Here is a 25,044-nt window from a genome sequence, read left to right as displayed (position 1 = left end):
AATGACGTTAAAACTATAATCACTTTATGGCTAATACTTTATATAGATATGATCTTTAAAAAAGTCTAACCGTTTAAAAGAGAAAAAAAGAGTTAAGTTATTCTGTGCTTTCAGGTTCTCCACCGAGTGGTGCTGGACCGTATTCTACAACTTTGGTGTTGATTAAGGTAACATCTTTTGAGATCGTGTTTCCTCTTAAGCTTTTTCTTCTTCTGAGACCTTTTTCTTTAACGTTGTATCCAGGTCCGCTTTTTAAGAGTACTCTCATTTTCATAGCGCCGTGGATGTCGTGTCTCATTGCAAATCCACATTTGTCGGAACCGCCTGTGATTTTTAATTTGTAACCTTCAAGTTCAACAACTGAACCGCTGATTTCGTCACCGATTTTTTTACCGATAAGTGCTGTGGATTCTGTTTCGAACTGGTATGATTTTCCTGATTTAGTATCTGATACAACAACTTTAAAAGCCATGTTATTACCTCTTTTTTGTTTTATATGCCTTGTTTCAAATCGTTCGCGAAAAAACTCTAAAAATTTATTTTTCCAAAAATTTTCCTAAATTCCCGTCTCTGTTCTATTACTAACTTATTATTTTTATAGTTTTTGGAAAAAGCAACGTAGATAATAATCGATAAAACTTGAATAAACCAATAGTAAAAAAATTTGAAAAAAGGTAATTATATTTTTAAGTATTTTTGTGTTTCCCAGTCTGTAACTGCGGTTCTGAATGAATCCCATTCAGCGTTTTTGATTTCAATGAAGTTTTCAAAGATGTGTTTTCCTAATGCATCTTTTAATACTGAGTTGTTTTCTAACTCGTCGAGCGCAGCTTTTAAGTTTGCAGGAACTGATTCGATTCCTTCAGCTTTTTTCTGAGCTTCGTTCATTGCAAAGATGTTCTTTTCAACTGGTTCTGGTGCTTCTAATTTTCTTCTTACACCATCTAAACCTGCTGCGAGCATTACTGTGAATGCTAAGTATGGGTTGCATGCTGGGTCAGGTGCTCTGAATTCGATTCTTGTTCCTTTTCCTCTTGGAGCTGGAACTCTGATGATTGCACTTCTGTTTGCGTTTGCCCATGCAATGTTTACAGGTGCTTCGTATCCAGGAACTAATCTTTTGTAGGAGTTTACTGTTGGGTTTGTAACAGCAACGATTGATTTTGCATGTTCTAAAATACCTGCAACGTAGTTCATACAGGTTGCGCTTAATTGGTGTTTTGCGGTTTCATCATAGAATGATGGCTCACCGTTTAACCAGATACTCTGGTGGCAGTGCATACCGCTTCCGTTGATTCCGAAGAATGGTTTTGGCATGAATGTAGCTTTTAAACCTTCTTGTGCAGCAAGTGTTTTGATTGTTGTTTTGAAAGTTACAACGCTATCTGCAGTTTTTACAGCATCTGCGAATTTGAAGTCAACTTCGTGCTGACCTTCTGCAACTTCGTGGTGGCTTGCTTCTACGTGGAAGCCTAAGTTTTCGAGAGCAAATACGATTTTTCTTCTGATGTCGCATCCTTTATCGAGAGGTTCTAAGTCAAAGTATCCTGCATCGTCTGCTGGAACCCATGAACCGCTTGCATCTTCTTTTAATATGAAAAATTCTGGTTCAGGACCTACAAAGAATTCTCCTCCAAGTTCTTCATCGAACTTAGCTAAAACTCTTTTTAGGCATCCTCTTGGGTCTCCTTCAAATGGTTTTCCTGTTGTGGTGTATACGTCGCAGATAACTCTTGCAACGGATTTTTCAGTTGGTCTCCAAGGGAGTACTGACAATGTTTTAAGGTCAGGTTTTAACATCATGTCAGAACTTTCGATTCCAACGAATCCTTCAATTGATGAACCATCGAAGTATACTCCTTTGCTTAATACGTCGTATAATTCTTCCTCGCCAGCAGCACCTGCTTTTACTGGGTAAGCGATGTTTTTTGGCTCCCCGTGAATGTCTACAAACTGGAATCTTATGAATTTAACGTTGTTCGTTTTAATGTATTCCATAGCCTGTTCAACAGCATTCATATTCATGCCTCCGAAATCATTACTATATAGGAAATAGCTTTCCGCTTTTTCAATATATATATTTTGCGGTACGTAAATGTATGTAAATCAATATTTATTAATATATATTAGCCATAAGTCTGGTATTGCTAACCATATACTCTATTTAATTCAATATTAATATTATATTCGGTGATTTAATGTTGGTAGTGAAAAAAACACCCCAAATAAAAGGAATTTTAAGTGCCCCTCCGTCAAAATCTTATACTCACAGGGCAGTTATCTGTGCATCACTTGCAAACGGAGTATCCACTCTGAAAAATCCTTTAAACGGTGCAGACTGTTTATCTTCTGCTTATGCATGTGAAATGTTTGGTGCCAAAATTGAGTTAAGCAATGAAAAATGGGTAGTTGTGGGCTCAAAATTAAAAACACCCGATAATATTGTTGATATTGGAAACAGCGGAACCACTTTAAGGATATTAACAGGAATTTCTTCTCAAATTTCAAATGGGTATACTGTACTTACTGGCGACGATTCAATCCGGAAAAGGCCTATGCAACCACTTTTGGATGCATTAAAACAGCTTGGACTGACCTGTTTTTCAACAAAAAATAATGGGACTGCCCCAATTGTTGTTAAATCTGGAAAAATTGCCAGTAATGTTGTTGAAATTCGGGGGGACATGAGTTCGCAGTTTATTACTTCACTTATGATGACACTACCATTTAGTGATAATGATTCTGAAATTGTATTGACCACTCCATTAAAATCAGAACCCTATTTAAACATAACAATAGATGTTTTGGGAAAATTCGGGGTTAAAATCGAAAAAATCAACGAAGAAACTAAATCAGGATACAAAATTAAAGGAAATCAAAAATATTCTTCATGTGAGTATACAATTGAAGGAGATTATTCATCTGCATCCTACCTTGTTGCAGCAGGAGTTTTATTGAATTCAGATATTGTAATTAAAAACGTATTCAAAGATTCAAAACAAGGAGATAGGGAAATTATTGAAATAGTTAAGAAAATGGGGGCTAATGTAGAAATAAACGAAGACAATGTTAAAATTACGGGCCCTTACAAATTAACCGGAATTGAAATTGATGTAACAGATATTCCGGATTTAGTTCCAACTATTGCAGTTTTGGGATGTTTTGCGAAAGGAAAAACAGTTGTTTATAATGGGGAACACGTAAGACTCAAAGAATGCGATAGACTTGCAGCATGTACTGCTGAACTCTCGAAAATGGGCGCAAAAATTGAAGAAAAAAAAGATGGACTTATCATTACAGGAGTTCATAAATTAAACGGGGCAAAACTTAAAACATACCACGATCACAGGCTTGTAATGGCATTTACAATTGCAGGAATGATGGCAGACGGGGAAACAATAATCGAAGGCGAAGATTCAGTTAAAATTTCGTTTCCCGATTTTGTAGATAAAATGAAGTCAATTGGAAGTAATATTGAAGTAATTTAAAATAACTTTTTCTAAATTTTAAAGTTAATATTCAACGAATTATTTAATTCAAAAGGCGGTTTTATGGATAAGTTTGGGGAATTTTTAGGATATTTAAAAGAAAACGACATAAAAAAAGCAGTTATTACAAAAAAAGAAACCATAAATTACTTTTTGGAAACATATCCTCCAAATTTTTCAATGCTTGTTTTTGATAGTAAAAAAGCTACAGCAACACTTCAAGTTTCAAAACTCGATTTTGAAATGGCAAAAGAGTACAAGAATAAAAATCTTGATATCGAAATTTATGAAAGTTTTGAAAGTACGTTTAAAGGTTGCGATGGAATTGAAGACTCCCTTTCAATCCGATTTTTAAAGTTTGTCAAAGATTACAAGCTAATTTCTAAAAAAATCGAGGAAATGCGAGAAACAAAAACAAAAACGGAAATTGAAAATATCAAAAAAGCTGCAAAAATAAGTGATGACGCAATTGAATATGCTACAAATCTGGCACTTGAAAATGATAATTTAACTGAAAACCAGATTGCAGCAGAAATTGAGTATTTTATGAAGAAAAATGGAAGTATCCGACCTTCATTTGACACAATCGCAATTTCTGATAAAAAAACAAGACTTCCTCATGGAATGCCTTCGAACGATACTGTAAAAAATATACTTTTAATGGATATCGGAGCCCTTTATGAAGGTTACTGTTCAGATATCACAAGAACAGTAATTTTAAATGAAAGTATCAAGAATTATTCGGAAATTTATAATATTGTAAATTCTGTGAAAAAAGAAGCAGAACGAAATTTAAAAGCAGGAATTTCGGTAAAAGAACTTGATTTGATTGCAAGAGAACACATGGGTGAATTTAAAGAGTATTTCATACATTCACTCGGACACGGTGTTGGTGTTGAAATTCACGAAAATCCCGCAATTTCTTCAAAAGTAACGGAAGACGTTATATTAAAAGAAGGAATGGTCATCACGATTGAACCTGGAATTTATACGGAAAATTTTGGAGTCAGAATTGAAGATTTATATCTTGTAAAAAAGAACGGGTTTGAAAAACTCAGCAATGCAAAAATTTTAGAATACTAACTTACATTTATTATGATGTTTATTATTTTGTGATTTATATGGGCAAGATTGATTTTAGATTCGAAAAAACGTTTGGATACACTACTGGTGCATGTGCTGCTGCTGGAGCATATTCTGCACTCTATTTTTTAAAAAATAACGAAAAGTTAAGTTTTGTTGAAATTTTAAATTTAAAAGGCGATTCTTTAATTATTCCGATTAAAAATATCAAAAAACAGGAAAATACTGCAATTTCAACAGTTGAAAAGTTTTCAGGAGAAGATATTGATATTACAAATGGAATGGATATTAAAATAGAGGTTACTCTTGAAAATATGGATAATAATTGTTCAAAATCGAGCAACGTTAAAATTATCGGCGGGACCGGTGTTGGAATACTTACAAAGTCCGGTTTACAGGTAAAACCTGGAGAACCTGCAATAAATCCAAAACCAAGAGAAATGATTGAAAATAATTTAAAATCACTTTTAAAACATGATGAATGTGTAACTGTAAAAATTTCAGTTCCAAATGGGGATGAAATTGCTAAAAAGACATTAAATCCAAAACTTGGAATAATTGGCGGTATTTCAATTCTTGGAACTACGGGAATCGTTCGTCCAATGTCAAATGAAGCTTACAAAGAGTCTCTTGCACCTCAAATTGATGTAGCTTTAGCAAATAATTTTGAAAACTTGATATTTGTTCCGGGAAATATTGGAACAAAGCATGCTAAAATCTTATTGAATGCAGAAGAAGACCAAATTATCGAAGTTTCAAATTTTTGGGATTACATGCTCGATAAAGCAAAAGAAAAAGGCGTTAAAGATATAACGGTTTTTGGACACGCTGGAAAAATTGTAAAACTTGCAGGGGGAATTTATGATACCCATTCAAAAATTGCAGATGCAAGAAACGAAGTACTCTGTGCTTATACTTCTTTAGTATCACAAGATGTAGAAATGCTTCAAAAAATACTTCAATCAAACACTACTGAAGATATAGTTGAAATTTTGATTGAAAAAGGTATTTTAACAGAAGTTTTTGAGAAAGTTTCAAAAAGAGTTGTCGAAAGGCTTTCTTCAAGGTGGGAAGGAATTAATTTTTCATGTATTATAATTGATATGGAAGGGAATGTACTTGGAAAATATGATTTAAGGGGTTGAAATTTTGAAAGGATGCGAATACAAAATTTTTGAAATTGGGATGTTTAAAAAAGAGGGAGAAAATTCATATTTGGAAATTTACGACGAATTTTTAGATGGAATTGATGGTTTAACTGAAAATTCAAAGATTTTAGTTTTTTTATGGTTTGATAGGTCGGATGATGAACATAAGCGAAAAACTTTGATGGTTCATCCGAGAGGAGACATTAAAAATCCGGTAAGGGGGGTTTTTTCCACAAGGTCTCCAATGCGGCCTAACCCTATCGCACTTTACACTGTAAATATTGAAAAGATTTTTGGAAATAAGATATATATCGAAGAAATTGATGCATTTTCAGAAACTCCACTAATTGATATAAAAAATTACTCAAAAGAACTGGATTTATAGTGTTATCATGAAAAGGATAGTTTTTTTAGCCCCGATATTAGTTTTGATGTTTTCAGGATGCATTTCAAGTGATAATCATAATTATGATTCAAAAGATTTCATAGATTCTCACGAACATTTATTTGGAACAGTTACCCGTGTAGTCGATGGTGATACTGTGCACGTTGATTCAAACGGGGTCGATTATAATATTCGGCTTTTAGGGGTCGATACTCCTGAAACTTACCAAAAAAATAGTGTTTCAGAATATTATGTCGATTATGAATCTCCAATTTCTGATATTGAATATTTGGATTACTGGGGGCATTTAGCAACAAACTACACGCGAGATACTCTTGAAAACAAATCGGTTTACGTGGTTTTTGATAAAAAAAGTGACAAACAGGATAAATACGGAAGATACCTTGCATACATATATTTAGATAATAAAAATTTTAACGAAAATTTGATAGAAGCGGGTTTTGCAAGAGTATATGTCAGTAATTTTGAATTAAAGGATAATTTTTTAGAAATTGAAAAAACAGCAAAGGCTGGAAGAATTGGCCTTTGGGATTATAATAATTAATATTTTAAAATTTAAGTTACAAAAGATGGTCTGGTACAATATCTTTTGAAATTAAGTCTGCAAGGGTTTCTCTTGCTCTAATTACTGAAACTTCTTTTTCATTTGTAAGAATCATTGCAGGTCTTCCTCTTGAATTGTAGTTGTTTGCCATGCTGATTCCATATGCTCCAACATCTAATATTGCAACTGTGTCTTTAACTTTTATTTTTGAGAGTTCCCTGTCTTTTCCAAATACATCGGAACTTTCACAAAGTCCTCCTGCAACGCTTACAACTTCTTTTTCGTCTCTTACAGTACAAGGAACGATTTCGTGATATGCTTCGTAGATTGCAGGTCTCATCATGTCGTTCATTCCAGCATCAATCATTATCCATTTTGCAACAGGCGTTTCTTTTACGTGTTCGACAGTTCCAAGTAAAACTCCTGCAGTTGCAACTAAACTTCTTCCCGGTTCTAATATTAAATTTGGAAGTTCGATTTTTCCCCCATATTCGTAAATTACATCGAGAACTGCTTTTGATAGGTCTTTTTGAACAGGAATTTTTGTATTTTTATCATATGGAATTCCAAGGCCTCCTCCTAAGTTTACATCTCTTATACTAATTCCTTCGTTTTTAAGTAAAACTACAAAATCCATGATTTTTCTTGTTTCTTCGACAAATGGGCTGATGTCGGTTAGTTGTGAACCTATGTGGCAGTGGATTCCAACAATTTTTACGTTTTCCATTTGTTCTGCCATTTTAATTGCTTCAAGTGCAATTCCGCTTTCAATGTCGAGCCCGAATTTGTTCTTTTTCATTCCTGTTGAAATTTTAGGGTGTGTTTTCGGGTCAACGTTTGGATTTACTCTAAATGCAACATTTGCAATTTTTCCCATTTCTTTTGCAATTTCATTGATTAAAATTAAGTCGCTAATGCTGTCAACGTTAAATGCCCTTATTTCAGTTTCAATTCCCATTTTAATTTCGTCTTTTAATTTGCAGTTTCCGTTAAATACGATTTTTTCGGAAGGAACGCCTGAAAGTTTTGCAATGTATAATTCCCCTGCACTCACGATATCTGCACCGCATCCAAGTTTTGATAGGAGTTTTGTTACAGCAAGGTTCGTGTTTGCTTTGTATGCAAATGAAATTATGAATTCTTTTCCGGTTTTTTCAGAGTATTCTTTAAATGATTCAACGTATCTTGTAAAGTTTTTAACTGTTTGCGTTTCGCTCATGACGTAGAGTGGAGTTCCGTAAGATTTAGCAAGTTCACTTGCATCGTATCCGTCAATTTTTAAGTTTCCGCTGTCAACGGTAAGCATTTCGTTCCCCAAGAATTCCATGATTTCACCATAAGTTGTTTTTTCATCATAAGCAGTAATATTATTTAAATATATCGATGAAATACACTATGTAACTCATCCTTTAATTAATATCTCGTTAAAAAAGCCATTAAAAGATTGTATGTTAAAAATTATTTTATTATTTGGTCATATAAAGTTAATCAAATTATTTTAAATTCCTAACGTATTCTGGAGTTTTAATGTTTTTTGGAATATTGTAGTGGAATTCACGCCCTAATTCAAATATTTTAAGACTTCTGTCTCCAAATCTTTCTACATCTTTTAAAAACATTCCAAATTGGATAAACTGGTTAATATTTTTCAGGTTTTCATCAGGGTTTTCTGAGATTTTTTCCATCATGATATCGATTTTTTTGTGAAGATTTCCCTCTAATTCGTAAATTTCAGTTCCTATCTTTTTATTTTTAACCATATCCATGGCAAAGGTAAACATTTTTGAAATTATTTCCTGTATCTCAAAAACTTCTTTTTTTATTGAAGGGTCTACAAAAAGTCCATTTACAACTTCTTCTGCAATGTTTGAAAGGTAGTCCCCACATCGTTCAATATTTGCGGCAATATTTGATACCTGCATTAAACAGTTCATATCCATATATTTTGAAGCTTTCATTCTGATTACGAGATTTACTTCGTCTTCCATCCTGTTTAATGCATAATCTTCGAGAATAATGCCTTTAGCAATGTCTAAATCATGTGTTTTTAACGAATCAAACACTTTATCGATATTTTGAATAACATTATTTCCCATTCTATCAAATGTCTCGTAAATCTCTTTAAAATAACGGTCAGTTTCGATGTATTCATCGAATTCTTTTAATTTTTCAAGATTTACAACATAAGGGTGCATTATTGCCCCACCGTCTACAAGCGGTTTTAGCAGTTTTGCTACATACCTTCTGCTTACATTTAACCTGTCTGCAATATCGTCCTGAGTTTCTGGCTCTTCGTCAAGGATTATGTTTATTATTGCAGCAAGGGTTGCATCCTTTCCCCTCAGCATAGTATCACTTTGATGAATTAAATTTCATATTATTTGAATAATAGTTCATTAAAAAAGAATATGTTTTTAAAATATATAAATTTACATGATGTAAAAAATTGTAAATAGTTAAATGTATGTTTTTAAAACTTCAGATTTTAACTCGTCAATTATTATTTTTTTATATTTTGTGAACTCTATGCTGGTTCTTTTTCTCGGTCTATCTAAATCTATATCAATTATGCTTTTTACCTTTCCAGGTCGTGCAGTCATGATAACAACGCGGTCTGATAGGTAAACTGCTTCATCAACACTGTGCGTTACAAAAACAACAGTCTTTTTTTCAGTTTCCCATATTTTTAACAGATGGTCCTGTAAAACTGCTCTTGTCTGTGTATCGAGTGCTCCAAATGGTTCGTCCATCAGTACAATTTTTGGATCATTTGCAAGGGTTCTTGCAATTGCAACCCTCTGCTGCATTCCGCCGCTTAATTCATACGGGTAAGAATCGCAAAATTCTTCAAGTCCGACCATTTTTATAAATTTTTTAGCAGTTTCAATTCTTTCTTCTTTTGGAACTTTTTTAATCTCAAGTCCGAAAGTAACGTTTTGAAGAACTGTTTTCCACGGTAACAGGGTGTACTGTTGAAATACCATTCCCCTATCTGCATCAGGCCCTAAAACTTCCTTTTTATCGAGATAAATTCCCCCGGATGTTGGATTTTCAAGTCCTGCAATCATTCTTAAAATTGTAGACTTTCCACAACCACTCGGGCCAACGATTGATACGAATTCGTTATGATTTACAGATAAATCTACATTATCAACTGCGACAAGGTCTTTTTTACCATTTCCAAATTTTTTGGTAAGATTTTTAAGTTCAAGAACTGACATGGTATCTTTTCCGGTTTTAAATTATTAATTATAAATTATGTTTTATTTCATCGTTTTTTTCCAGCAGAAATATTTAGTTTCGATGTATCTAAGCCCCTTATCAAGAACTATCCCGATTATTCCGATTATAATCATCGAAGCGACAACAATGTTCATTTTGCTTAGGGAATATGCATACATTATTAAATAGCCAAGACCTGCATCACTTCCTGGAAGCATTTCAGCTGCAACAACGCACATCCATGCAATTCCTGCTCCAACTCTAAGGCCTGTTAAAATATCTGGAGACGATGCGGGAACCACGACGCTTTTTAAAATATCTTTTGTAGTGCCGCCAAGTGTTTTTGCAGCTTCAACCATGATTACAGGTACGCTTTTAACTCCTGAAATCGTATTTATTAAAATCGGGAAAAATGCACCTATAAAAATAATAAAATGCATTGAAGATTCCCCTATTCCAAACCATGCGAGGGCAAGTGGAACCCATGCAAGCGGCGGGATTGGTCTTAAAAGTTCTGCTGTCATATCAAATAAGTCGTTTATGAGTGAATAATATCCCATGAGAATTCCAAGAGGGATTGCAAAAATGCCTGCAATAAAAAACCCGATTAAAACCCGTTTAATACTTACAATGGTGTTTTCAATTAAATTTCCTGTTCCAAGTATCCCTACACCCGGATTTAAAAGAATTGAAATAACACTTTCAACTTTTGGAAGGATTACGGGGTTATTTAAGTAAATTGCAAGGGCTTCCCACGCTAAAATTCCAATTATTGGTAAAGTAAGGTTTTTTAGTAGTTTCATTTAAGTTCACCATATTAAAAAACTAAATGACCGAGGTTATTGTTATTAGAATATAAAAAAGTTTAACTATTTAAAAGTAAAACATTCAAAGCAAAATTTTTTATATAATTCGATAAAAAACGAAGATTTAATTTCGATTAAGAAAAAATGGTAGAATAAAAAATAATGAGAACTAAATTATGAGAACATTGCAATTACAAATCTTGTTTCTGCTTTTTCGAGTTCTTCCAATGAATTTCCTTCAATTACATAAGTATTATTGTATTTTTCAATATTTGCAGGAGTTAATCCTTTAGAAATATTTATTGTAAGTGTTATATTGCTATTTTTTACTTTTTCAATGTCTGCTGTTGAATTGTAGACTGTGTCATCTACTACCACGTATGGATAAATCGTGTTAAATGTTCCGATTACCGAAGCAATATGCAAAACAACGTTGGCTTCCCCTACAGTCATATTTGTTTTATCATAATCAAAATATATGATTTTATACGTTCCGCTTTTGTAATCCGTAGCTATTTCTGAATCTATCGTGTTCGTAAATGTTGTAGAATAGGATTCATTAATTGTTGATTTTAATGGGATATTTATTATTCCATTTTCACCAACATGTACTTTCAGATTATTATCATAGTCGCTTAGGTCTTCACTTCCGCTGTCTGTTTTTTCAGTGCAGAGGCAAAAACTGCTTAATAAAACGAGCGACAGAACCAAAACAATTTTTTTCATGTTGTCACCATAGTCATAGATTATTATCTTATAACGTTCATTACTTTTTAAATGTATCGAAATCGTTCGTAAAACCTGTTAATCCATCATCTGAATGTTTATCCAGAACATGATAAGTCCAACAAGATATTCAACTTCGGTATCATCTAATTCCCTGTTTTTCGAAAATTTATGCCATTTTTCAATACAGTTTCTACAGCAAGTTGCAGTTGCATGCTGTGCGATAAATACAGGGTGTCCTTTCACGGGGGTCTGTTTTCCATCGTTTTTTATAAATTCTGGCCTGATTCTTGAATTTATAAAGTCAAATGCATGTTTTTCAACAGCATCTATTCCTTTGTTTTTAACATATTCTTTATCTTGAGGATTTAATTGAAATTTAGCTCTAAATTCTGATTTCATTAATTTTTTGTAGATTTCTTTGTATTTTTCGTAATCTGAAATATCCATGAGTATCCCGAAAATAACATAAAATTTCAAAACGTGCCTACACTCATCTTTAAATTACTATTTTAAAAAACTTATCCAAAAAAAGTAGATATTAAAGAAATTATTGCTGAGGCAAAATTTCTGGTTTTTCTCTTGACTGGTACCATGCTGCAGCCAACGCAATTAATATCAGTAATATTGCAGCCATCGCGAGGTACAGGTTTATTCCACCAAATGGACTTTCCTGCTGCAGAACAACACCAGTTTCATTATTATCATTAGTTTCTTCCTGAGGATTTGATTGAGGTTCTCCAGTTTCGTTTTCAAATAATAATATTCCTGAACCATCACCAGTTCCAGAGTCACCCTCTGAAGTACCACTTGAACCTGAAGTTCCAGTTTCATTGGTCGAGGTCAAAGCAGATGTTGTAGTTATGCCTCCACCGCCTCCAGAGTAAGAACCACCACCCGCAGTTCCACCAGTGGTGCCCCCTCCGGAACTTGGTGTTACAGAACCGCTAAATTCTAATTTTACGTATTCTTGACAGCAGAGATAATCAATACACTCTCCACAGTCAAGGTCTTCTCGATAGACTGTATAATCTGAATTTATCGTGTATCCTGAAACATCTAATGAAAATGTGACATCATCACCATCGTACCCACTTGCAATTAATTTTTCATCCAAAATATCTGGCCCCCCGAAAGACCCGCTAATAACGGTAATTTCATCGGTTAAGTCTCCATTAACATAAACACTCAAAGTTCCAGAATTTAATAAATTTCCGTTTAAATAGACATCTCCGTAGAATATGTCTGGGTCATCAGGTATTGCATAGGTTACAGGTAATAATATTAATAGAACAAATAATGTTTTTAATTTTGACATTATATTACCCCCTCCTTAAAAAATTAGAGGATAATTTTTAGGTCATCGTAAGACCGTAGAATGTATCCCCGTCTGTTCCAGCATATGGTATCCAGTATGCTGTGTATGGACTTACTTCTGCGTAAGTTCCGTCTGTTTTAAATCTTGCACTGGACATTTCGTATGTTCCAACTAAATCGCCTTCTGAATCAAATACTGATCCAACGTACATGAATGAAGTGCTTGATTTAGTTAAACTCCATAGCCAGTCACCAGCATCGGCGTTTTCAAACATGTTTTCTTTCAAGTTGTTGTTGAGTGCCAATAAGTTGTAGTCATTAGCAACTTCCACTCTTACTTCACTTAACTGACCCTGTCTTGTAGTATATACTGGCATTTCGTAAACGCCATCTTCAGGGTTTTCGTATAAGTAACCAATTAATGGTCTGAATTCACATCCGCAATCTGCAAGGTCTTCCCATTCTCCAGTAAGGTACTGTACGAATGCACCGTCTTCGATTCCCGCTTTTTCAAGCATCATTTCAGTGTTCACGAATGTAGGTACTGAGAATACTGTTCCGTCAGTTACTACAACCATTCCAGCTGCAATGTCTTCGAAGTCCCCTGATACGGGAGCATTGTCGCTATTACTGTACAGGTTAGTTTGTCCTGCTTTTGGCGCAATTGCTGATGCACCTTCATCGTATCCATATAATCCGATGTAGTCAATATTTGCATCGTTTCCAAGTATTATTTTTACTTTGTTTCCATCGATTACTGACATTATAGCTCCGGTTCCAAAGTCACCGTTTAGTAATTCAAATGTTTCATCGACAGCATTTTCATCGATTATTTCAACAGGTTCGCTGAATTTTACAATTATATATTCGCTACCTTCAGCATAGTATGCATATACAGGTTCAGCACCGATTCCATCGCCGCTGTTATTTAATAAAACGTATATACTGTCATCAGTGTAGCTACTTTCAAATCCTGTTGCATCTGCTTTTATTTCCCATATTCCATTGGTTTCGTTGTAGCTGTTCCATCCAATACTCCAGTCGTATCCTGTAGGTTCTATTGCTCCAACGAAATTCCATTCACCATCATCGTCGGTAGTTCCAAGGTCACCAACAAATCTTGCATTAACATTTATTTCATCAACGCATTTCCATCCTTCAAGGGTACCTGCAATTGGTATTATTCCATAGAGTCCTGTTTCAGTATCGCTTTCAGGGCTTTCAATAGAGATTACTGCATCTTCATTTAATACATCCACCATTGCAGGGTCGGTAGTAGCGTTATTTCCACAAACTCCGTATGCCACTGCCCTTACACAGTAGCATCCGTTCTGTATTTCACAGGTATTCCAGATGTATTCCCAATCTCCATTTTCATCAATTGTAGCTTCACCAAGTTCAGACCACCATTCATCGTAATCTGAATCACATAGGTGGTACTCTAAAACTATTCTATCAATACAGTTTGAATTTTCTGAATTACCCCTTATGATTTCCTGACCGCTAAAGTCACTAACTCCAGGTCCAGGAACAATCATTTCAAGGTCAATTGTTTTGTTTACCCATATGCAGTCAGTTTCGTTTACAAGTGAGCCACAATCTCCAATTGCTTCTGCTCTAATCCAGTAGTATCCATCATCTAAACTGCAAGTGGTTAAATTTGCATACCAGAGGTGCGTGTCATATTCGCAGTCACAAAGTTCACACCATGCATTTGATGCATCGTATGGGTCTAAGTGGATGTATGCAAATTGAGTCCATTCTTCATTTGGAACGTCATTTAAATCAGGATATGTATCTTTTGAAGCATAGTAGAATTCTAAACCGTTCGCACAGTTACAGTTTCCACCAATACCAGTAATTGTTACAAGTCCGCAGACTGATTCATCGCATCCTGGCCCCGTAATCTCAAGTACTGGCAGCGAATTGTCTACATAGAGACATACTTCTTTTTTAACGTTATTTTCACAAATGTCTGTTGCATTTGCAAGTATTGTGTATGGTCCGTTAGGCAAGTCGCAGGTATTCCACAAGACACTCCATACGTAAAGTCCTGAATTATTCACGACTATAGGAATGCATCCGCCACAACCGCAGCTGCAGTCCTGTGGGATTTCTCCTTCTACTGGATATACGGTATCGATATATATCCACTCGTCACCGCATCCGTAGTATATATCAATACCGTCCTGAATACAGCCTGATGCAGTACCGGTGATGTTTACTATTCCGCAGACTTCTTCACATCCACAGTTTAAGATATTTAGTTCTGCACTGTTATCCACGGTAAATGTAACACATTCAGCTACCGGTCCACATGGGCCGGATGCATTTACCATAATGGTGTATTCACCATCTTCAAGTTCGCAAGGTTCAAAGCATTCTTCAAGATCCCAGACGTATACTTTCTGGCATTCACAGCAGCAACCGTTAAGTTCAAGAGTTCTTGGTGTTTCACAGCAGTCGCAATCAATATATTCAATTGTTGGTCCGCATGGGCATACATCAAGTTTTACGCCGTTGAGATATACTTCGATAGAACCTTCATCGAAATCGGAACACTGTGTAGATACGGTTGCATAGAATCCGCCGGTACTACAGTACCATGATTCTCCTTCTTCAGGTGAGAATATTTCGATATCGACAGTATTGTTTATTTTTACACAAACTTCGTCGTAAGAGTCACATCCGCATGAATCCGTGACAGCTGCTTTTATGTAGTAGCATCCATCTTCATACTGGCAAGTAGGCAAACATACTTCCCATGATTTGTAGGTTGTATCTACGCAAGCATCAATACATGAGTAGTATTCACTTTCGGTCCAGGTGCCTGTTATTATGACTCCACTTAATTCTGTCCAGTTAATTCCATCAGCTGAAATGTATACATTTACTGGAACGTCACATCCGCATTCAGGTTCACACATCATTGAGATTTCACCAGATATGGTTTCCATTCCGCATAGTAAGTCGCAGTAATCTGGTTCACAAATTTCAACTTCTGCACCGTTTCCGATCAGTACTGTTGTAGTATCGTTGAATGGTCCGCATGCTCCAACGGCTTCTGCTGTTATATTAACACAGCCGTTTGGAAGGTCGCATGGATCTAAACAGAATGTCCATGTTCCATCTTTTACGTCACAGCAAGCACTTACGCATGGATCGCATCCACAACCACAAGTACAACCACAGTCTGCCCAGTTAATATCTGTAGTTCCAAGATAATTCCACTGGTAATCATCATAGTAATATAATGTTACGCATTCAACTGCATTACAACAGTATGGAACTTCAATTGTTCCCCCTATCGAAGTATCGTCACAAATGAGTTCACAAATGTCGTCGATTGAGATAGTTCTGTAGTTGTTCATGCATGCATATTCTTTGTCGTATGGGTAAGGACATTCCACAATGCAGTCGAGGTCTCTTGGAATTTCAACTGGAATGTCAGCCACTGCAACAAACTTGTAAAGTCCCGGAACCATTAAATCACAAGATCCGTTCCAAGTAACTTCCCAATTTCCACAAGCATCAATGTTATCTGTACTTATGGCATAAATTAATCCATGAGGGCAGGTGTTTTCAAGATATAGTGCACTCAGGTCCGTCATGAGTTGAGGATCTAATTCTTTTGAAGTTACATAGTCTGCGATTCCATCTACGCTAAAGTTATCGCATTCATCCTCTAACATGTAATAGATGTCTACTTCATCAACACATGCAATGTCTCCAGTTAATGTACCTGTAAATGTTATAGGTCCACAGAGGCATGGTCCGCAGGTGTATGGATAAGTCATGTCTATTTCAACATCACCGCATGGCGGACATTCACAATATACTTCAATGCTGGTGGAGTCGTAATCTAATTCTTCACCCTCACCAAATAATTTTGCATATATCGTGTGTGATCCTGATGACGAAGGTGTGGTCCAATTAGTTTCCCAAACTCCATCGTCAAATCCTGAAGTAATGTTGGCTATTAAATCACTATCAACGTAAACTTCAATGTAATCTGCATAGTTACAGCAGTCGCAAAGTGTACCATTGATTAAAATATATTCATCGCAATCGAAGGTACCTCCGTCAGGGTAGTCGATTTCTATGATACTGTCTCTTCCATAAATTTCAATGGATATTGTGTCAGTATCAAGTAATCTTCCGTCACAGTATAATTTTGACGTCATATCATAGGTTCCGCAGGTAACTCCACTGGTGTTCCAGTTCACACTCCAAGAACCGTCATTTAATTCCAATGAATCGTCAAGTAGAAGTTCATAGAAATTATCCCCTGTTATTTCAAGGAGAACTTCGCAGTCACAGTCATCCGTACATGGGCAACCGTCGCAACAGGTAGTTGAGTAGTCACCATTAATATTTATGATATCATCTAAAACCTCGTAGCAGGGTAACTCTGCCCCATCTTCCGGTGAAGATATACTAACTTCTCCAGTACATGGTTCGGGTTCGCAACTTTCTACCATTTCAACTTCTACAAGGTCCCAGTCTACGGAAGATGAAGGGTGATCACCAACATAACCATAGGCAAGTATCGTGTAGTTGTTGCTTGCTGGCACAGCCCAGTCATATGCCCAATCTTTATATTTTCCATCTTTAATGTTCGAAATCGTGGTTATATACGTCCAACCACTAAGGTCTGAGCCATCAAACGTGGCCGAACCTGTTTTATAATACAGTTCAAGATTATTCGCACTGGATAATCCTGGTCCAATATACCCGGAAATCAAATATGTTCCGCAGTATTCTTCGGAAGATTCATCGGGACTTTGAATTTGCACATCAAAACTTTCTGCAAATACCACCGGTAAACCCCCCATATTTGCAAGCACCATCATTAATGTCAATAACAGTGCCCTATAGGATTTTTTATTCACAAAACCACCCCTGGTTTCATATCACTACATTTAAATGACTAATATATGGAGTGTCACCTAAACAAATTTTAAAGTGCCATTGAAAACTAAAAATTCCCCCGAATTTTAACTTGTTTTCAAAATTTCTTAATATCCACAATCAGTCACAAATTTCCAGTCAAAATACCTTAGTATTTTCCCCAAAACAATGTTTCAAATTTTTTCTACAATATTATGCCCTTTACGATGAAATGTTTATGGCATTTTACACGCCCCTCTCCACTTTCCCCAATCAAATCTATGTTAAATAAACTTTTTAAACCTTTCGAAATTACCATTTTTAAAATAAAGGTATAATAAATGATAATTAAAAGATTAAACTTAAAATTTAGATTTAAAGATAAATTCAAATGATAAAAAATTTCATTTTAATTATTAAACCGGTAAAAAAAGATTAAATGTTGTATTCCCACTTATATGTCATATAATATAAATTTAATACGATATAATTGGGATTTAATGGATTTTAAGCTTTTAAAATTTATTTTAAAAAACAAAGTTTTTTTGAAAAAATCACTTAAAAAAGAATAAAATCTGGTTTTTTAATGTAAAAAATGTTTAAATAGTTATTATTTCTAAAATAGTATTTATTTTCTTTTTAATTTTAAATTAGGCTTTTTTGTAACGAGTGGGATTCTTTCAACTTCTAATTTATCGGATGTAGGGTAATATTCTGAAATATACGCACTGAATTTAAAATTAAAGTTATTTTCTTTTAATTGTTCCACTAAATCTTCTAAAACTTCTGGATTTAAGAATAATTTATCTTCTAAAAGCTCAAACTCCATTTCATTTTCTTTTAAGATTTCAATTACTTCTGAAACATCTTTTAATTCTTTAAAATTAATAGTTCCTTTTAACAAGAGGCCTTCTTCGGTAATTTCTTCGTAAGGTTTTGCAACGTTCATTGCACGGTTTATAAGACGGTTTTTCATCTGAACACTATCTTTCAATGAAGAAGGGCAGAAATGAATTATCAATTTTCCTTTAAAATTATCAATTACATATTTTGCAGTTTCAAAGCTTCCAGAAATTCGAGAAGTTGTGTCGTCTTTTTCAGAAAAGCCTCTATCGATTAAAGATTGGTAGTTAGTTTCAGAATATTCGAGTTCATTAATATTTAAGAATTTTACACCGATTTTATCGATTTCAAAAGCTAAATCTAAAATTTCTTTTTCAAAGGTTGGAATTCCCGGAATTTCAACGCCAACATCTTTAATATATTCTTTACAGAGTTTTAATTTGTTTATAAAGTCTAATTTATCAAAATTTTCAGAATCATTGAATAATTTTGTTGAATGCAATCTGATTTCATCAAGTCCTGCTTCTTTTAATAATTTTAAATTTTCTTCATTAACGAATTTTGGTGTCGTGTAAAGATGTGCGTGGAAATCACTCCCAAATTCTGTTTTCAAAGCTTTTAAATATTCAACTGTTCGTTCAATTTTTAAAAGCGGGTTTCCACCAGTTATTCCTACCCCCTTACTTCCACAAAGATGTGCTTCTTCAATAGCTTCTTCAATTGAATTGATCTGCTTTTCATTTGCAAAAATTACATCCTTTTTTTTCCTTTTTTCTGAAAGCGGGCAGTAGTAACAGGATTCTTCGCAGAGTCCGGTGATATATAAAACTAATTTTTCTCCTTTTATACAGTATTTACAGCCCAAGGCCATATCTTTTTCATTTAAATTTGATAAATCCATAAAAACACCTTAAAAAGCGGTAATTTTAATTTTGTAAATTCTAACAAAACACGAAATAATATTTTAAAAAATAGATATTAAAATTTAATATTTATAGTTATATTTTATGTTAATTTATAATTGGCTGAATTTTAATGATTTTTTGATTACATCAACGTTTGTTTCACCGTATGACATTAATTTACCGGTTCTGAGATCATTGATTGTAACGATTGCTGGAGCAAACATTCCTTTGTCAATTTTGTAGAAATCGTAGTTTGCTTCTTTGAATACTTCTAAGAATGGTTTTCCGTAGGTTTCAGCGGAACAGGATGGTAATGATTTGCATAATTTTTCGATGTCGTCTCCTTCGTCACTTTTAACGTAGTAGAAGGTTCTACCGCCGTATAAAACCATGTCGTTTGTAGCGCCCATCATTTTTAAGTCGTCCCCGATAACTGGAGCAACTGGAGCAATACCTGCTGCAAATTTAACTTTTTTTACATCGAAGTGAAGAGCTTCTAACATTTTATAGGTTCCGTTTTCTACAACTCTACCGCTGATTTGAACTGCCCCTACCATTGAAGCTGTTGGAGCAACGAGTAAATAAACTTTTGAAACATCTACGCCACATTTTTCAGCAACGTGGTCAGCAACATTTTCATCAGGAAGTTTTGAAGATTCTAAACATAAAATTGCAACATCTGCTTCGTCTCTGTAGTCAATTTCTTCGTAAGTTGCTTTTGGCATCATTGCTAATGCTCTTGCAGGTCCTGAACCCATTGCGAAGTATTTACCAACACTTACGCTCCATCCAGCTTTTTGTGCACCGAGTGTTGCAATTGCAGGATGTGAAGTTTTAATTTTTACGCATGGTAAAACGAGTTTGTTATCAAGGGAACCAGAAATGCTTATTCCAACGTGTGCAAGTCCACCAAGACAGATTTTAGTAAATAATTTACCTGCTTCAAAGCTACCCATTACGTTTACACCACAGTCAAGTACTGTAGCTCCGTTTTCTAATTTAATTACTTCAATGTTTAAGTCTTCTTTTCTGCTGATCATTTCTTCAACAATTGGTAATGAAGCTAAATTTACACTAAGCACTGTTCCACCTTTTTTATATTCTAATTTTTTTAGATATTTTTTAATTTTTATAACTTTTGATTTGATTTAAAAAAATGCCCTTAAAAAGACCAATTTACAAAGTTAGTGTATAAACCCGGCTGATAATAAGATATATATATTATATTGATTATTTGATTGATAGTCACACATGAAGTAGGAGTTGATTTTTTTGATTACCAAAGGAGATACAATTAGGGTGAATTACACCGGCAGATTCGAAGAAGGAGAAGTTTTCGATACCTCTTTAGAAGCAGTAGCAAAAGAAGAAGGAATTTTCGAAGAAGGAAGGCCATACATGCCTTTAGAATTTACTGTTGGGGAAGGACAGTTAATCCAAGGCTTTGAAGAAGCAGTTTTAGGCCTCAAAGTTGGCGAAGAAGTAACCGTTACAATCCCTCCTGAAAAAGGATACGGATTTAGAGACGAATCATTAATCGAAAGAGTTCCAATCGAAGCATTCGACGAAGCAGACTTTGAACCTGAAGAAGGAATGGTAATCGTTGCTGGTGAAGAACCTGCGGTAATTTTAGAAGTTACTGATGAAGATGTCGCTCTTGACTTCAACCACGAATTAGCTGGAGAAACACTCCAATTTACAATAAAAATTGTAGAAAAACTTTAATTTTGTTTTTTTAACAAAATCATATCTTTTTTTAAATTTACATTTTTAAGTATTTTTGGTGATTTTTATGGCGAGGACTAAAAAAACTAACGATGAAGTGCCCACAGATTCCGATTCTTTAAAGTTAAAAATTGCAAAACAGGCTGCAAAACTTGTAAAAGATGAAATGGTTGTCGGACTTGGTTCGGGCTCAACTGCAAATCTTTTCATTCAGGAACTTGGAAAACGAGTAGTTGAAGAAGAATTATATATTTACGGGGTACCTACATCTTTTGATTCAAGAATGGTTGCAAGTACTGCTGGAATTCCGTTAATTTCACTTGACCAGTGCGGTGAAATCGACCTTGCAGTAGATGGTGCAGATGAAGTCTGTAAAAACACCCTTTCACTCATAAAAGGTGGCGGTGGATGCCACACCATGGAAAAAATTGTGGACTATCACGCAAAAGAGTTTATCGTTTTAGCAGACGAAGGAAAATTGGTTGATTCATTAGGGGATAAAACTCCAGTTCCACTCGAAGTAATTCCATTTGCTTATTCTACAGTTTTAAACAAACTTTTAAAGATGAATACTGCACCTGCAATCAGGACAGGCTCTGGAAAAATGGGACCCGTGATTACCGACAGCGGAAACATGATTATTGATGTATTCATCAGTATCGACGATGCAGAAGAAACCGAAATTATGTTAAATAATATCCCTGGAGTTTTAGAGAACGGAATATTTAGCAGGTGTGATAAAGTACTTGTTGGAACTTCCAAAAAGGTAGAAATACTTAAGAAATAACTGGATTTTTTTGATAAAAACTCTTTTTATTTCAATTTTAAAACGAATAACCTTAATCTTTAAATATGATATCATTTAATCATACTATGCAATAGTTGAATTTACAGTTCTTTTTTATTTAAAACACGGCCAATGAGGTGAAACCATGTTTAGCGCCAAAAAATTATCTCCAGCAGATAAACTTAAAAATATTTCAGCAATGCTCGAAGAAATCGTAGAAGATACAACTGTCCCAAGAAATATCCGTGCAGCGGCAGAAAATGCAAACGATGCACTTCACAACGAAGAACAGGAATTAATTGTAAGAAGTGCAACTGCAATTCAATACTTAGACGATATTAGCGAAGATCCAAATATGCCAATTCACACAAGAACCCAGATATGGGGAATTGTAAGTGAACTTGAGACAATCAAAAATTAATTAAAAAAAGAATTTAAATAAATTTTAAATTTAAACTTTTTTGAAAATTTTAAAATTTTTAGAGATTTATCTTAAATTATTCATTATGTAATTTAACTGTGCAACTTCTTCTAAGACTTCAGTTTTAACGTAAGCTTCAGTTATATCTTTTCCAAGTGTAACAATTCCGTGGTTTTTTAAGATAATTGAGTCTTCAGTGCAAACTGAAACATTTTCTGCAAGTTCTAAACTTCCGCATGGATAATACTCAACGTATGCTATTTTTTTAACAACAATTTCAGCTTCTGGAGTGAATAATTTTAATTTTTTATCAAGTGCGGAAAATGCAGTGCAGTACATGGAGTGCGTGTGAACTACTGCATTTACGTAACTTTTATTTTGGTATATTTTTAAATGCATGTTCAATTCTGAAGTAGGCTTTCCTTTTATGATATTCCCATTCATATCCACAATACAGATGTCTTCTTTTGTTAAAAATCCTAAAATCGAGCCTGTAGGTGTAATATATATTAAATTTCCATCTCTAACACTTACATTTCCGCCAGAACCTACAACGTATTTTCGATCGTACAATAAACGGCATATTTTTATAAATTCAGTTAAATCCATAAAATCACCAAAAAAAGAAAATTATAATTTTAAGTTATATTATTCATTATTTAATTCAAATGCCAAAGGAATTATTTCCTCAAGCCGGGTAACTGCAATTACTTCGATTCCTTCAGGGTCTATAACATCGTCAAAGTTTGACTGTGGAATGATTACTCTTTTAAATCCGTATTCCTTAGCAGCATTTATTTTTTCGTTAACACCGCCGATTGCAAGAATTTCTCCGTTTAAATCAAGGCTTCCAGTGATGCAGAAGTCCTGTTTTAATGGAATATTTAGTAATGCCGAGATTATGCTAAGACATGCAGCCGCAGTTGCAGAATCTCCATCAATTTTTGAATATGACTGGCTGAACTGGATATATATTTCATGTTCAGCTAAATCAAGGTCTTCTTTTGAAAGGCCTCCTTTAGCTTTTGCAATACTCAAAGTTCCATCTGAAACAAGTTTTTTAGAGAGTGCCGATGCTAAGGTAATGCTGTGTTTTGCAAGGTCTCCACTAATGTTTAACAGGTTTGTTCTTGGATGTTTTGATTTTACAATCTTTGTAATGATTTTTGTAACATCTCCAAGTCCATCTGCACCTAAAACTGCGAGTCCGTGAATTACTCCAATTTTGGGCTCGTCATTTGAAACGATATTTTTGTATCTCTTGAAATTTTTCAAATAATCGATTGCAACCTGTTTTGACATGCTGTATATTCCAGTGTTTACAATTTCATTGATATGGTCAAGTTCAATTACCCTGTCGTCTTTTTCAAGAACAGGAGCTTTTGAAACAATTTTTACTTCTTTTTTAACTTCTTCAGTTTTTTTAGGTTTTAACTTTCCAACAACAGCCCTGATTTTTTGAGTATTTTTCTTTTCTTCAGGTTTTGAAACAGGTTTTGGAGTTTCTGGTTTTACTTCTTCAGACATTTCTTCAATGCTTTCTGAAAGGTCTTTACCTGTTGCAATGTCGTTTGCCATTTTTATAATGTTTGAAAGCTGCCTTAATCTTAATGTAAGTTTATTTTTAGACCCTGAGAGAAGCTGTGCCATTCTGACGATTTCACAGCATGCTTCATAAGTCATAGGTCTTAAATTATTGTTTTTGAGTTCTTGAACAATAAACTGGAGTAATTTATCCCTGTTTTCTTGGTTATTTTCCATTTTATTTTTTAAAACGACTTTGTAGTCGATCCTGTCAAGCAGTGGTGCTCTCAAGTTGCTTGCATCGTCCATGTTTCCAGACATTATCAGTGTAAGGTCGCATGGTATCGGGTTGGTCTCAACTGAAGCCCCGCTGGAATTTGGATTTCTACCGCTGATCGCAAGCTGTTTATCTTGAAGTGCAGTTAAAATATAGTCCTGAACTTCAACAGGCATGGTTTTAATTTCATCAACATAGAGGATACCTTTGTGTGCTTCGTGTATTGCACCAAGAATTACTCGTTTGTGAGGGGGTGTTCCAATTGGGGGTTTTCCGCCCAATGGACAGTGTTTAATATCTCCAAGTAATTTTGTCGTGTTGTATGCACTTGCTCTAACAAGCGGTCTTTTTTTGCATTCATAAAGCACAACTGGTTTTATATCCGCAGGGCTAACTGTATTTGGCATGGAAGCTTTTGTAGCTCCAAATATATTTAGAAATAGTATTAAAAATACTAAAAGGGAACCAATTACAGATATTGCAGCAATTACTGCAAATTTAGATGAGGGATCGGATAATCCATTTAATATGTAGCTTAACACAAGTGATGAGACGATGATTCCAAGTAAAAGTGTAAATATGCTTGGAGGCTGTCTCATTAATTTAGGATTTTCCATCTGAATTGTTTCTTCTATCATTCGTCCTTCGATTAAATCGACTATCGGTTTTTCCGAGTTTTTCATGTTCGGTCTTGCAATTAAGGAGTACGGTTTAAAATCACTTGAATGTTCCAAAAGCTGACCGAAAGCTTTTACCATCATGGATTTACCAACACCTGGGTCTCCAAGTAGTAATGCATGTCTTTTATTTTTTACAGCACTCAATACTATTTTGACCGCTTCATCCTGTCCGATAACCTGATTTATCAGATTAGGGGAGGGTTCTGGTAATTCATCAGTCGTTTTAAATTGTACTGAAAACATAATTCACCT

The 25,044-nt window shown here is 34.6% G+C and carries 22 protein-coding genes; 8 read left to right on the top strand and 14 right to left on the bottom strand.

The genetic code is table 11. The features are described 5' to 3' along the window. Positions 1-97: 97 nt before the first annotated feature. Both ACS5L2_RS05725 and glnA read right to left on the bottom strand, forming a co-directional pair. Positions 98-472, bottom strand: a complete 375-nt coding sequence (locus tag ACS5L2_RS05725; RefSeq protein WP_459201067.1) for a 30S ribosomal protein S6e — start codon at positions 470-472, stop codon at positions 98-100. A 206-nt stretch (positions 473-678) separates the two neighbouring features. Further along, positions 679-2,019: a type I glutamate--ammonia ligase gene (gene glnA, locus ACS5L2_RS05720; protein ID WP_459201066.1), complete on the bottom strand. Its 1,341-nt coding sequence runs from the start codon at positions 2,017-2,019 to the stop codon at positions 679-681. A 179-nt stretch (positions 2,020-2,198) separates the two neighbouring features. Here glnA and aroA point away from each other — a divergent pair, with 179 nt between their 5' ends. The 5 genes from aroA to ecnA all read left to right on the top strand — a co-directional run bounded on the left by aroA (position 2,199) and on the right by ecnA (position 6,669). Then, complete coding sequence (aroA, locus tag ACS5L2_RS05715; protein WP_459201065.1) at positions 2,199-3,488, top strand: 3-phosphoshikimate 1-carboxyvinyltransferase; 1,290 nt, start codon at positions 2,199-2,201, stop codon at positions 3,486-3,488. A gap of 63 nt (positions 3,489-3,551) precedes the next feature. Beyond that, a complete protein-coding gene (locus tag ACS5L2_RS05710) occupies positions 3,552-4,571 on the top strand; it encodes a M24 family metallopeptidase (protein ID WP_459201064.1) in 1,020 nt (339 codons plus the stop codon). Positions 4,572-4,609: 38 nt separating this feature from the next. Continuing rightward, complete coding sequence (gene cbiD, locus ACS5L2_RS05705; protein ID WP_459201063.1) at positions 4,610-5,716, top strand: cobalt-precorrin-5B (C(1))-methyltransferase CbiD; 1,107 nt, start codon at positions 4,610-4,612, stop codon at positions 5,714-5,716. A 40-nt stretch (positions 5,717-5,756) separates the two neighbouring features. Next, a complete protein-coding gene (gene tsaA / locus ACS5L2_RS05700; RefSeq protein ID WP_459202621.1) occupies positions 5,757-6,104 on the top strand; it encodes a tRNA (N6-threonylcarbamoyladenosine(37)-N6)-methyltransferase TrmO in 348 nt (115 codons plus the stop codon). A 7-nt stretch (positions 6,105-6,111) separates the two neighbouring features. Next, positions 6,112-6,669 carry a calcium-activated nuclease EcnA gene (ecnA, locus tag ACS5L2_RS05695; RefSeq protein WP_459201062.1) on the top strand — a complete coding sequence of 186 codons (558 nt, stop codon included), beginning with the start codon at positions 6,112-6,114 and terminating at the stop codon, positions 6,667-6,669. Between the two features lie 16 nt (positions 6,670-6,685). Here ecnA and lysA read toward each other — a convergent pair whose 3' ends face one another. The 10 genes from lysA to mch form a co-directional block, all read right to left on the bottom strand. Beyond that, positions 6,686-7,996, bottom strand: a complete 1,311-nt coding sequence (gene lysA, locus ACS5L2_RS05690) for a diaminopimelate decarboxylase (RefSeq protein ID WP_459201061.1) — start codon at positions 7,994-7,996, stop codon at positions 6,686-6,688. A 166-nt stretch (positions 7,997-8,162) separates the two neighbouring features. After that, complete coding sequence (locus ACS5L2_RS05685) at positions 8,163-9,017, bottom strand: PhoU domain-containing protein (RefSeq protein ID WP_459201060.1); 855 nt, start codon at positions 9,015-9,017, stop codon at positions 8,163-8,165. A gap of 108 nt (positions 9,018-9,125) precedes the next feature. After that, positions 9,126-9,890 (bottom strand): ABC transporter ATP-binding protein, encoded by a 765-nt coding sequence (locus tag ACS5L2_RS05680; RefSeq protein WP_459201059.1) that lies wholly within the window; start codon positions 9,888-9,890, stop codon positions 9,126-9,128. A 42-nt stretch (positions 9,891-9,932) separates the two neighbouring features. Further along, positions 9,933-10,694, bottom strand: coding sequence for an ABC transporter permease (locus tag ACS5L2_RS05675; RefSeq protein WP_459201058.1), 762 nt, complete (start codon positions 10,692-10,694; stop codon positions 9,933-9,935). Between the two features lie 177 nt (positions 10,695-10,871). Then, positions 10,872-11,423, bottom strand: coding sequence for a hypothetical protein (locus ACS5L2_RS05670; RefSeq protein WP_459201057.1), 552 nt, complete (start codon positions 11,421-11,423; stop codon positions 10,872-10,874). Positions 11,424-11,501: 78 nt separating this feature from the next. Further along, positions 11,502-11,873, bottom strand: a complete 372-nt coding sequence (locus ACS5L2_RS05665; RefSeq protein WP_459201056.1) for a DUF4186 domain-containing protein — start codon at positions 11,871-11,873, stop codon at positions 11,502-11,504. A gap of 100 nt (positions 11,874-11,973) precedes the next feature. Continuing rightward, the gene (locus ACS5L2_RS05660) at positions 11,974-12,741 is read right to left on the bottom strand and encodes a hypothetical protein (protein ID WP_459201055.1); all 768 of its coding nucleotides are present in this window, start codon (positions 12,739-12,741) and stop codon (positions 11,974-11,976) included. A 37-nt stretch (positions 12,742-12,778) separates the two neighbouring features. Further along, positions 12,779-17,632, bottom strand: a complete 4,854-nt coding sequence (locus tag ACS5L2_RS05655) for a hypothetical protein (RefSeq protein WP_459201054.1) — start codon at positions 17,630-17,632, stop codon at positions 12,779-12,781. A 626-nt stretch (positions 17,633-18,258) separates the two neighbouring features. Beyond that, complete coding sequence (locus tag ACS5L2_RS05650) at positions 18,259-19,374, bottom strand: radical SAM protein (protein ID WP_459201053.1); 1,116 nt, start codon at positions 19,372-19,374, stop codon at positions 18,259-18,261. A 114-nt stretch (positions 19,375-19,488) separates the two neighbouring features. Then, positions 19,489-20,460: a methenyltetrahydromethanopterin cyclohydrolase gene (mch, locus tag ACS5L2_RS05645; RefSeq protein WP_459201052.1), complete on the bottom strand. Its 972-nt coding sequence runs from the start codon at positions 20,458-20,460 to the stop codon at positions 19,489-19,491. A gap of 190 nt (positions 20,461-20,650) precedes the next feature. Here mch and ACS5L2_RS05640 point away from each other — a divergent pair, with 190 nt between their 5' ends. From ACS5L2_RS05640 to ACS5L2_RS05630, 3 genes are all read left to right on the top strand, one after another. Beyond that, the gene (locus ACS5L2_RS05640; protein WP_459201051.1) at positions 20,651-21,103 is read left to right on the top strand and encodes an FKBP-type peptidyl-prolyl cis-trans isomerase; all 453 of its coding nucleotides are present in this window, start codon (positions 20,651-20,653) and stop codon (positions 21,101-21,103) included. 67 nt (positions 21,104-21,170) lie between these two features. Then, the gene (rpiA, locus tag ACS5L2_RS05635; RefSeq protein ID WP_459201050.1) at positions 21,171-21,890 is read left to right on the top strand and encodes a ribose-5-phosphate isomerase RpiA; all 720 of its coding nucleotides are present in this window, start codon (positions 21,171-21,173) and stop codon (positions 21,888-21,890) included. 145 nt (positions 21,891-22,035) lie between these two features. Beyond that, entirely contained in the window at positions 22,036-22,311 is a 276-nt protein-coding gene (locus ACS5L2_RS05630; protein ID WP_459201049.1) for a UPF0147 family protein, read from the top strand. Between the two features lie 66 nt (positions 22,312-22,377). Here ACS5L2_RS05630 and fucA read toward each other — a convergent pair whose 3' ends face one another. Next, the gene (gene fucA, locus ACS5L2_RS05625) at positions 22,378-22,920 is read right to left on the bottom strand and encodes an L-fuculose phosphate aldolase (protein WP_459201048.1); all 543 of its coding nucleotides are present in this window, start codon (positions 22,918-22,920) and stop codon (positions 22,378-22,380) included. A gap of 39 nt (positions 22,921-22,959) precedes the next feature. Continuing rightward, positions 22,960-25,035, bottom strand: coding sequence for an ATP-dependent protease LonB (gene lonB, locus ACS5L2_RS05620; RefSeq protein ID WP_459201047.1), 2,076 nt, complete (start codon positions 25,033-25,035; stop codon positions 22,960-22,962). Positions 25,036-25,044 lie beyond the last annotated feature (9 nt).

It is taken from the genome of Methanococcus mangrovi (assembly GCF_054506835.1).
This window is presented reverse-complemented; position numbering and strand designations above follow the sequence as displayed.

Bases quoted from the DNA above. Each gene is read 5' to 3' on its own strand.
- ACS5L2_RS05725 (WP_459201067.1), bottom strand. From the start codon at position 472: ATGGCTTTTAAAGTTGTTGTATCAGATACTAAATCAGGAAAATCATAC.
- glnA (WP_459201066.1), bottom strand. From the start codon at position 2,019: ATGAATGCTGTTGAACAGGCTATGGAATACATTAAAACGAACAACGTT.
- aroA (WP_459201065.1), top strand. From the start codon at position 2,199: ATGTTGGTAGTGAAAAAAACACCCCAAATAAAAGGAATTTTAAGTGCC.
- ACS5L2_RS05710 (WP_459201064.1), top strand. From the start codon at position 3,552: ATGGATAAGTTTGGGGAATTTTTAGGATATTTAAAAGAAAACGACATA.
- cbiD (WP_459201063.1), top strand. From the start codon at position 4,610: ATGGGCAAGATTGATTTTAGATTCGAAAAAACGTTTGGATACACTACT.
- tsaA (WP_459202621.1), top strand. From the start codon at position 5,757: ATGTTTAAAAAAGAGGGAGAAAATTCATATTTGGAAATTTACGACGAA.
- ecnA (WP_459201062.1), top strand. From the start codon at position 6,112: ATGAAAAGGATAGTTTTTTTAGCCCCGATATTAGTTTTGATGTTTTCA.
- lysA (WP_459201061.1), bottom strand. From the start codon at position 7,996: ATGGAATTCTTGGGGAACGAAATGCTTACCGTTGACAGCGGAAACTTA.
- ACS5L2_RS05685 (WP_459201060.1), bottom strand. From the start codon at position 9,017: ATGCTGAGGGGAAAGGATGCAACCCTTGCTGCAATAATAAACATAATC.
- ACS5L2_RS05680 (WP_459201059.1), bottom strand. From the start codon at position 9,890: ATGTCAGTTCTTGAACTTAAAAATCTTACCAAAAAATTTGGAAATGGT.
- ACS5L2_RS05675 (WP_459201058.1), bottom strand. From the start codon at position 10,694: ATGAAACTACTAAAAAACCTTACTTTACCAATAATTGGAATTTTAGCG.
- ACS5L2_RS05670 (WP_459201057.1), bottom strand. From the start codon at position 11,423: ATGAAAAAAATTGTTTTGGTTCTGTCGCTCGTTTTATTAAGCAGTTTT.
- ACS5L2_RS05665 (WP_459201056.1), bottom strand. From the start codon at position 11,873: ATGGATATTTCAGATTACGAAAAATACAAAGAAATCTACAAAAAATTA.
- ACS5L2_RS05660 (WP_459201055.1), bottom strand. From the start codon at position 12,741: ATGTCAAAATTAAAAACATTATTTGTTCTATTAATATTATTACCTGTA.
- ACS5L2_RS05650 (WP_459201053.1), bottom strand. From the start codon at position 19,374: ATGGATTTATCAAATTTAAATGAAAAAGATATGGCCTTGGGCTGTAAA.
- rpiA (WP_459201050.1), top strand. From the start codon at position 21,171: ATGGCGAGGACTAAAAAAACTAACGATGAAGTGCCCACAGATTCCGAT.
- ACS5L2_RS05630 (WP_459201049.1), top strand. From the start codon at position 22,036: ATGTTTAGCGCCAAAAAATTATCTCCAGCAGATAAACTTAAAAATATT.
- fucA (WP_459201048.1), bottom strand. From the start codon at position 22,920: ATGGATTTAACTGAATTTATAAAAATATGCCGTTTATTGTACGATCGA.
- lonB (WP_459201047.1), bottom strand. From the start codon at position 25,035: ATGTTTTCAGTACAATTTAAAACGACTGATGAATTACCAGAACCCTCC.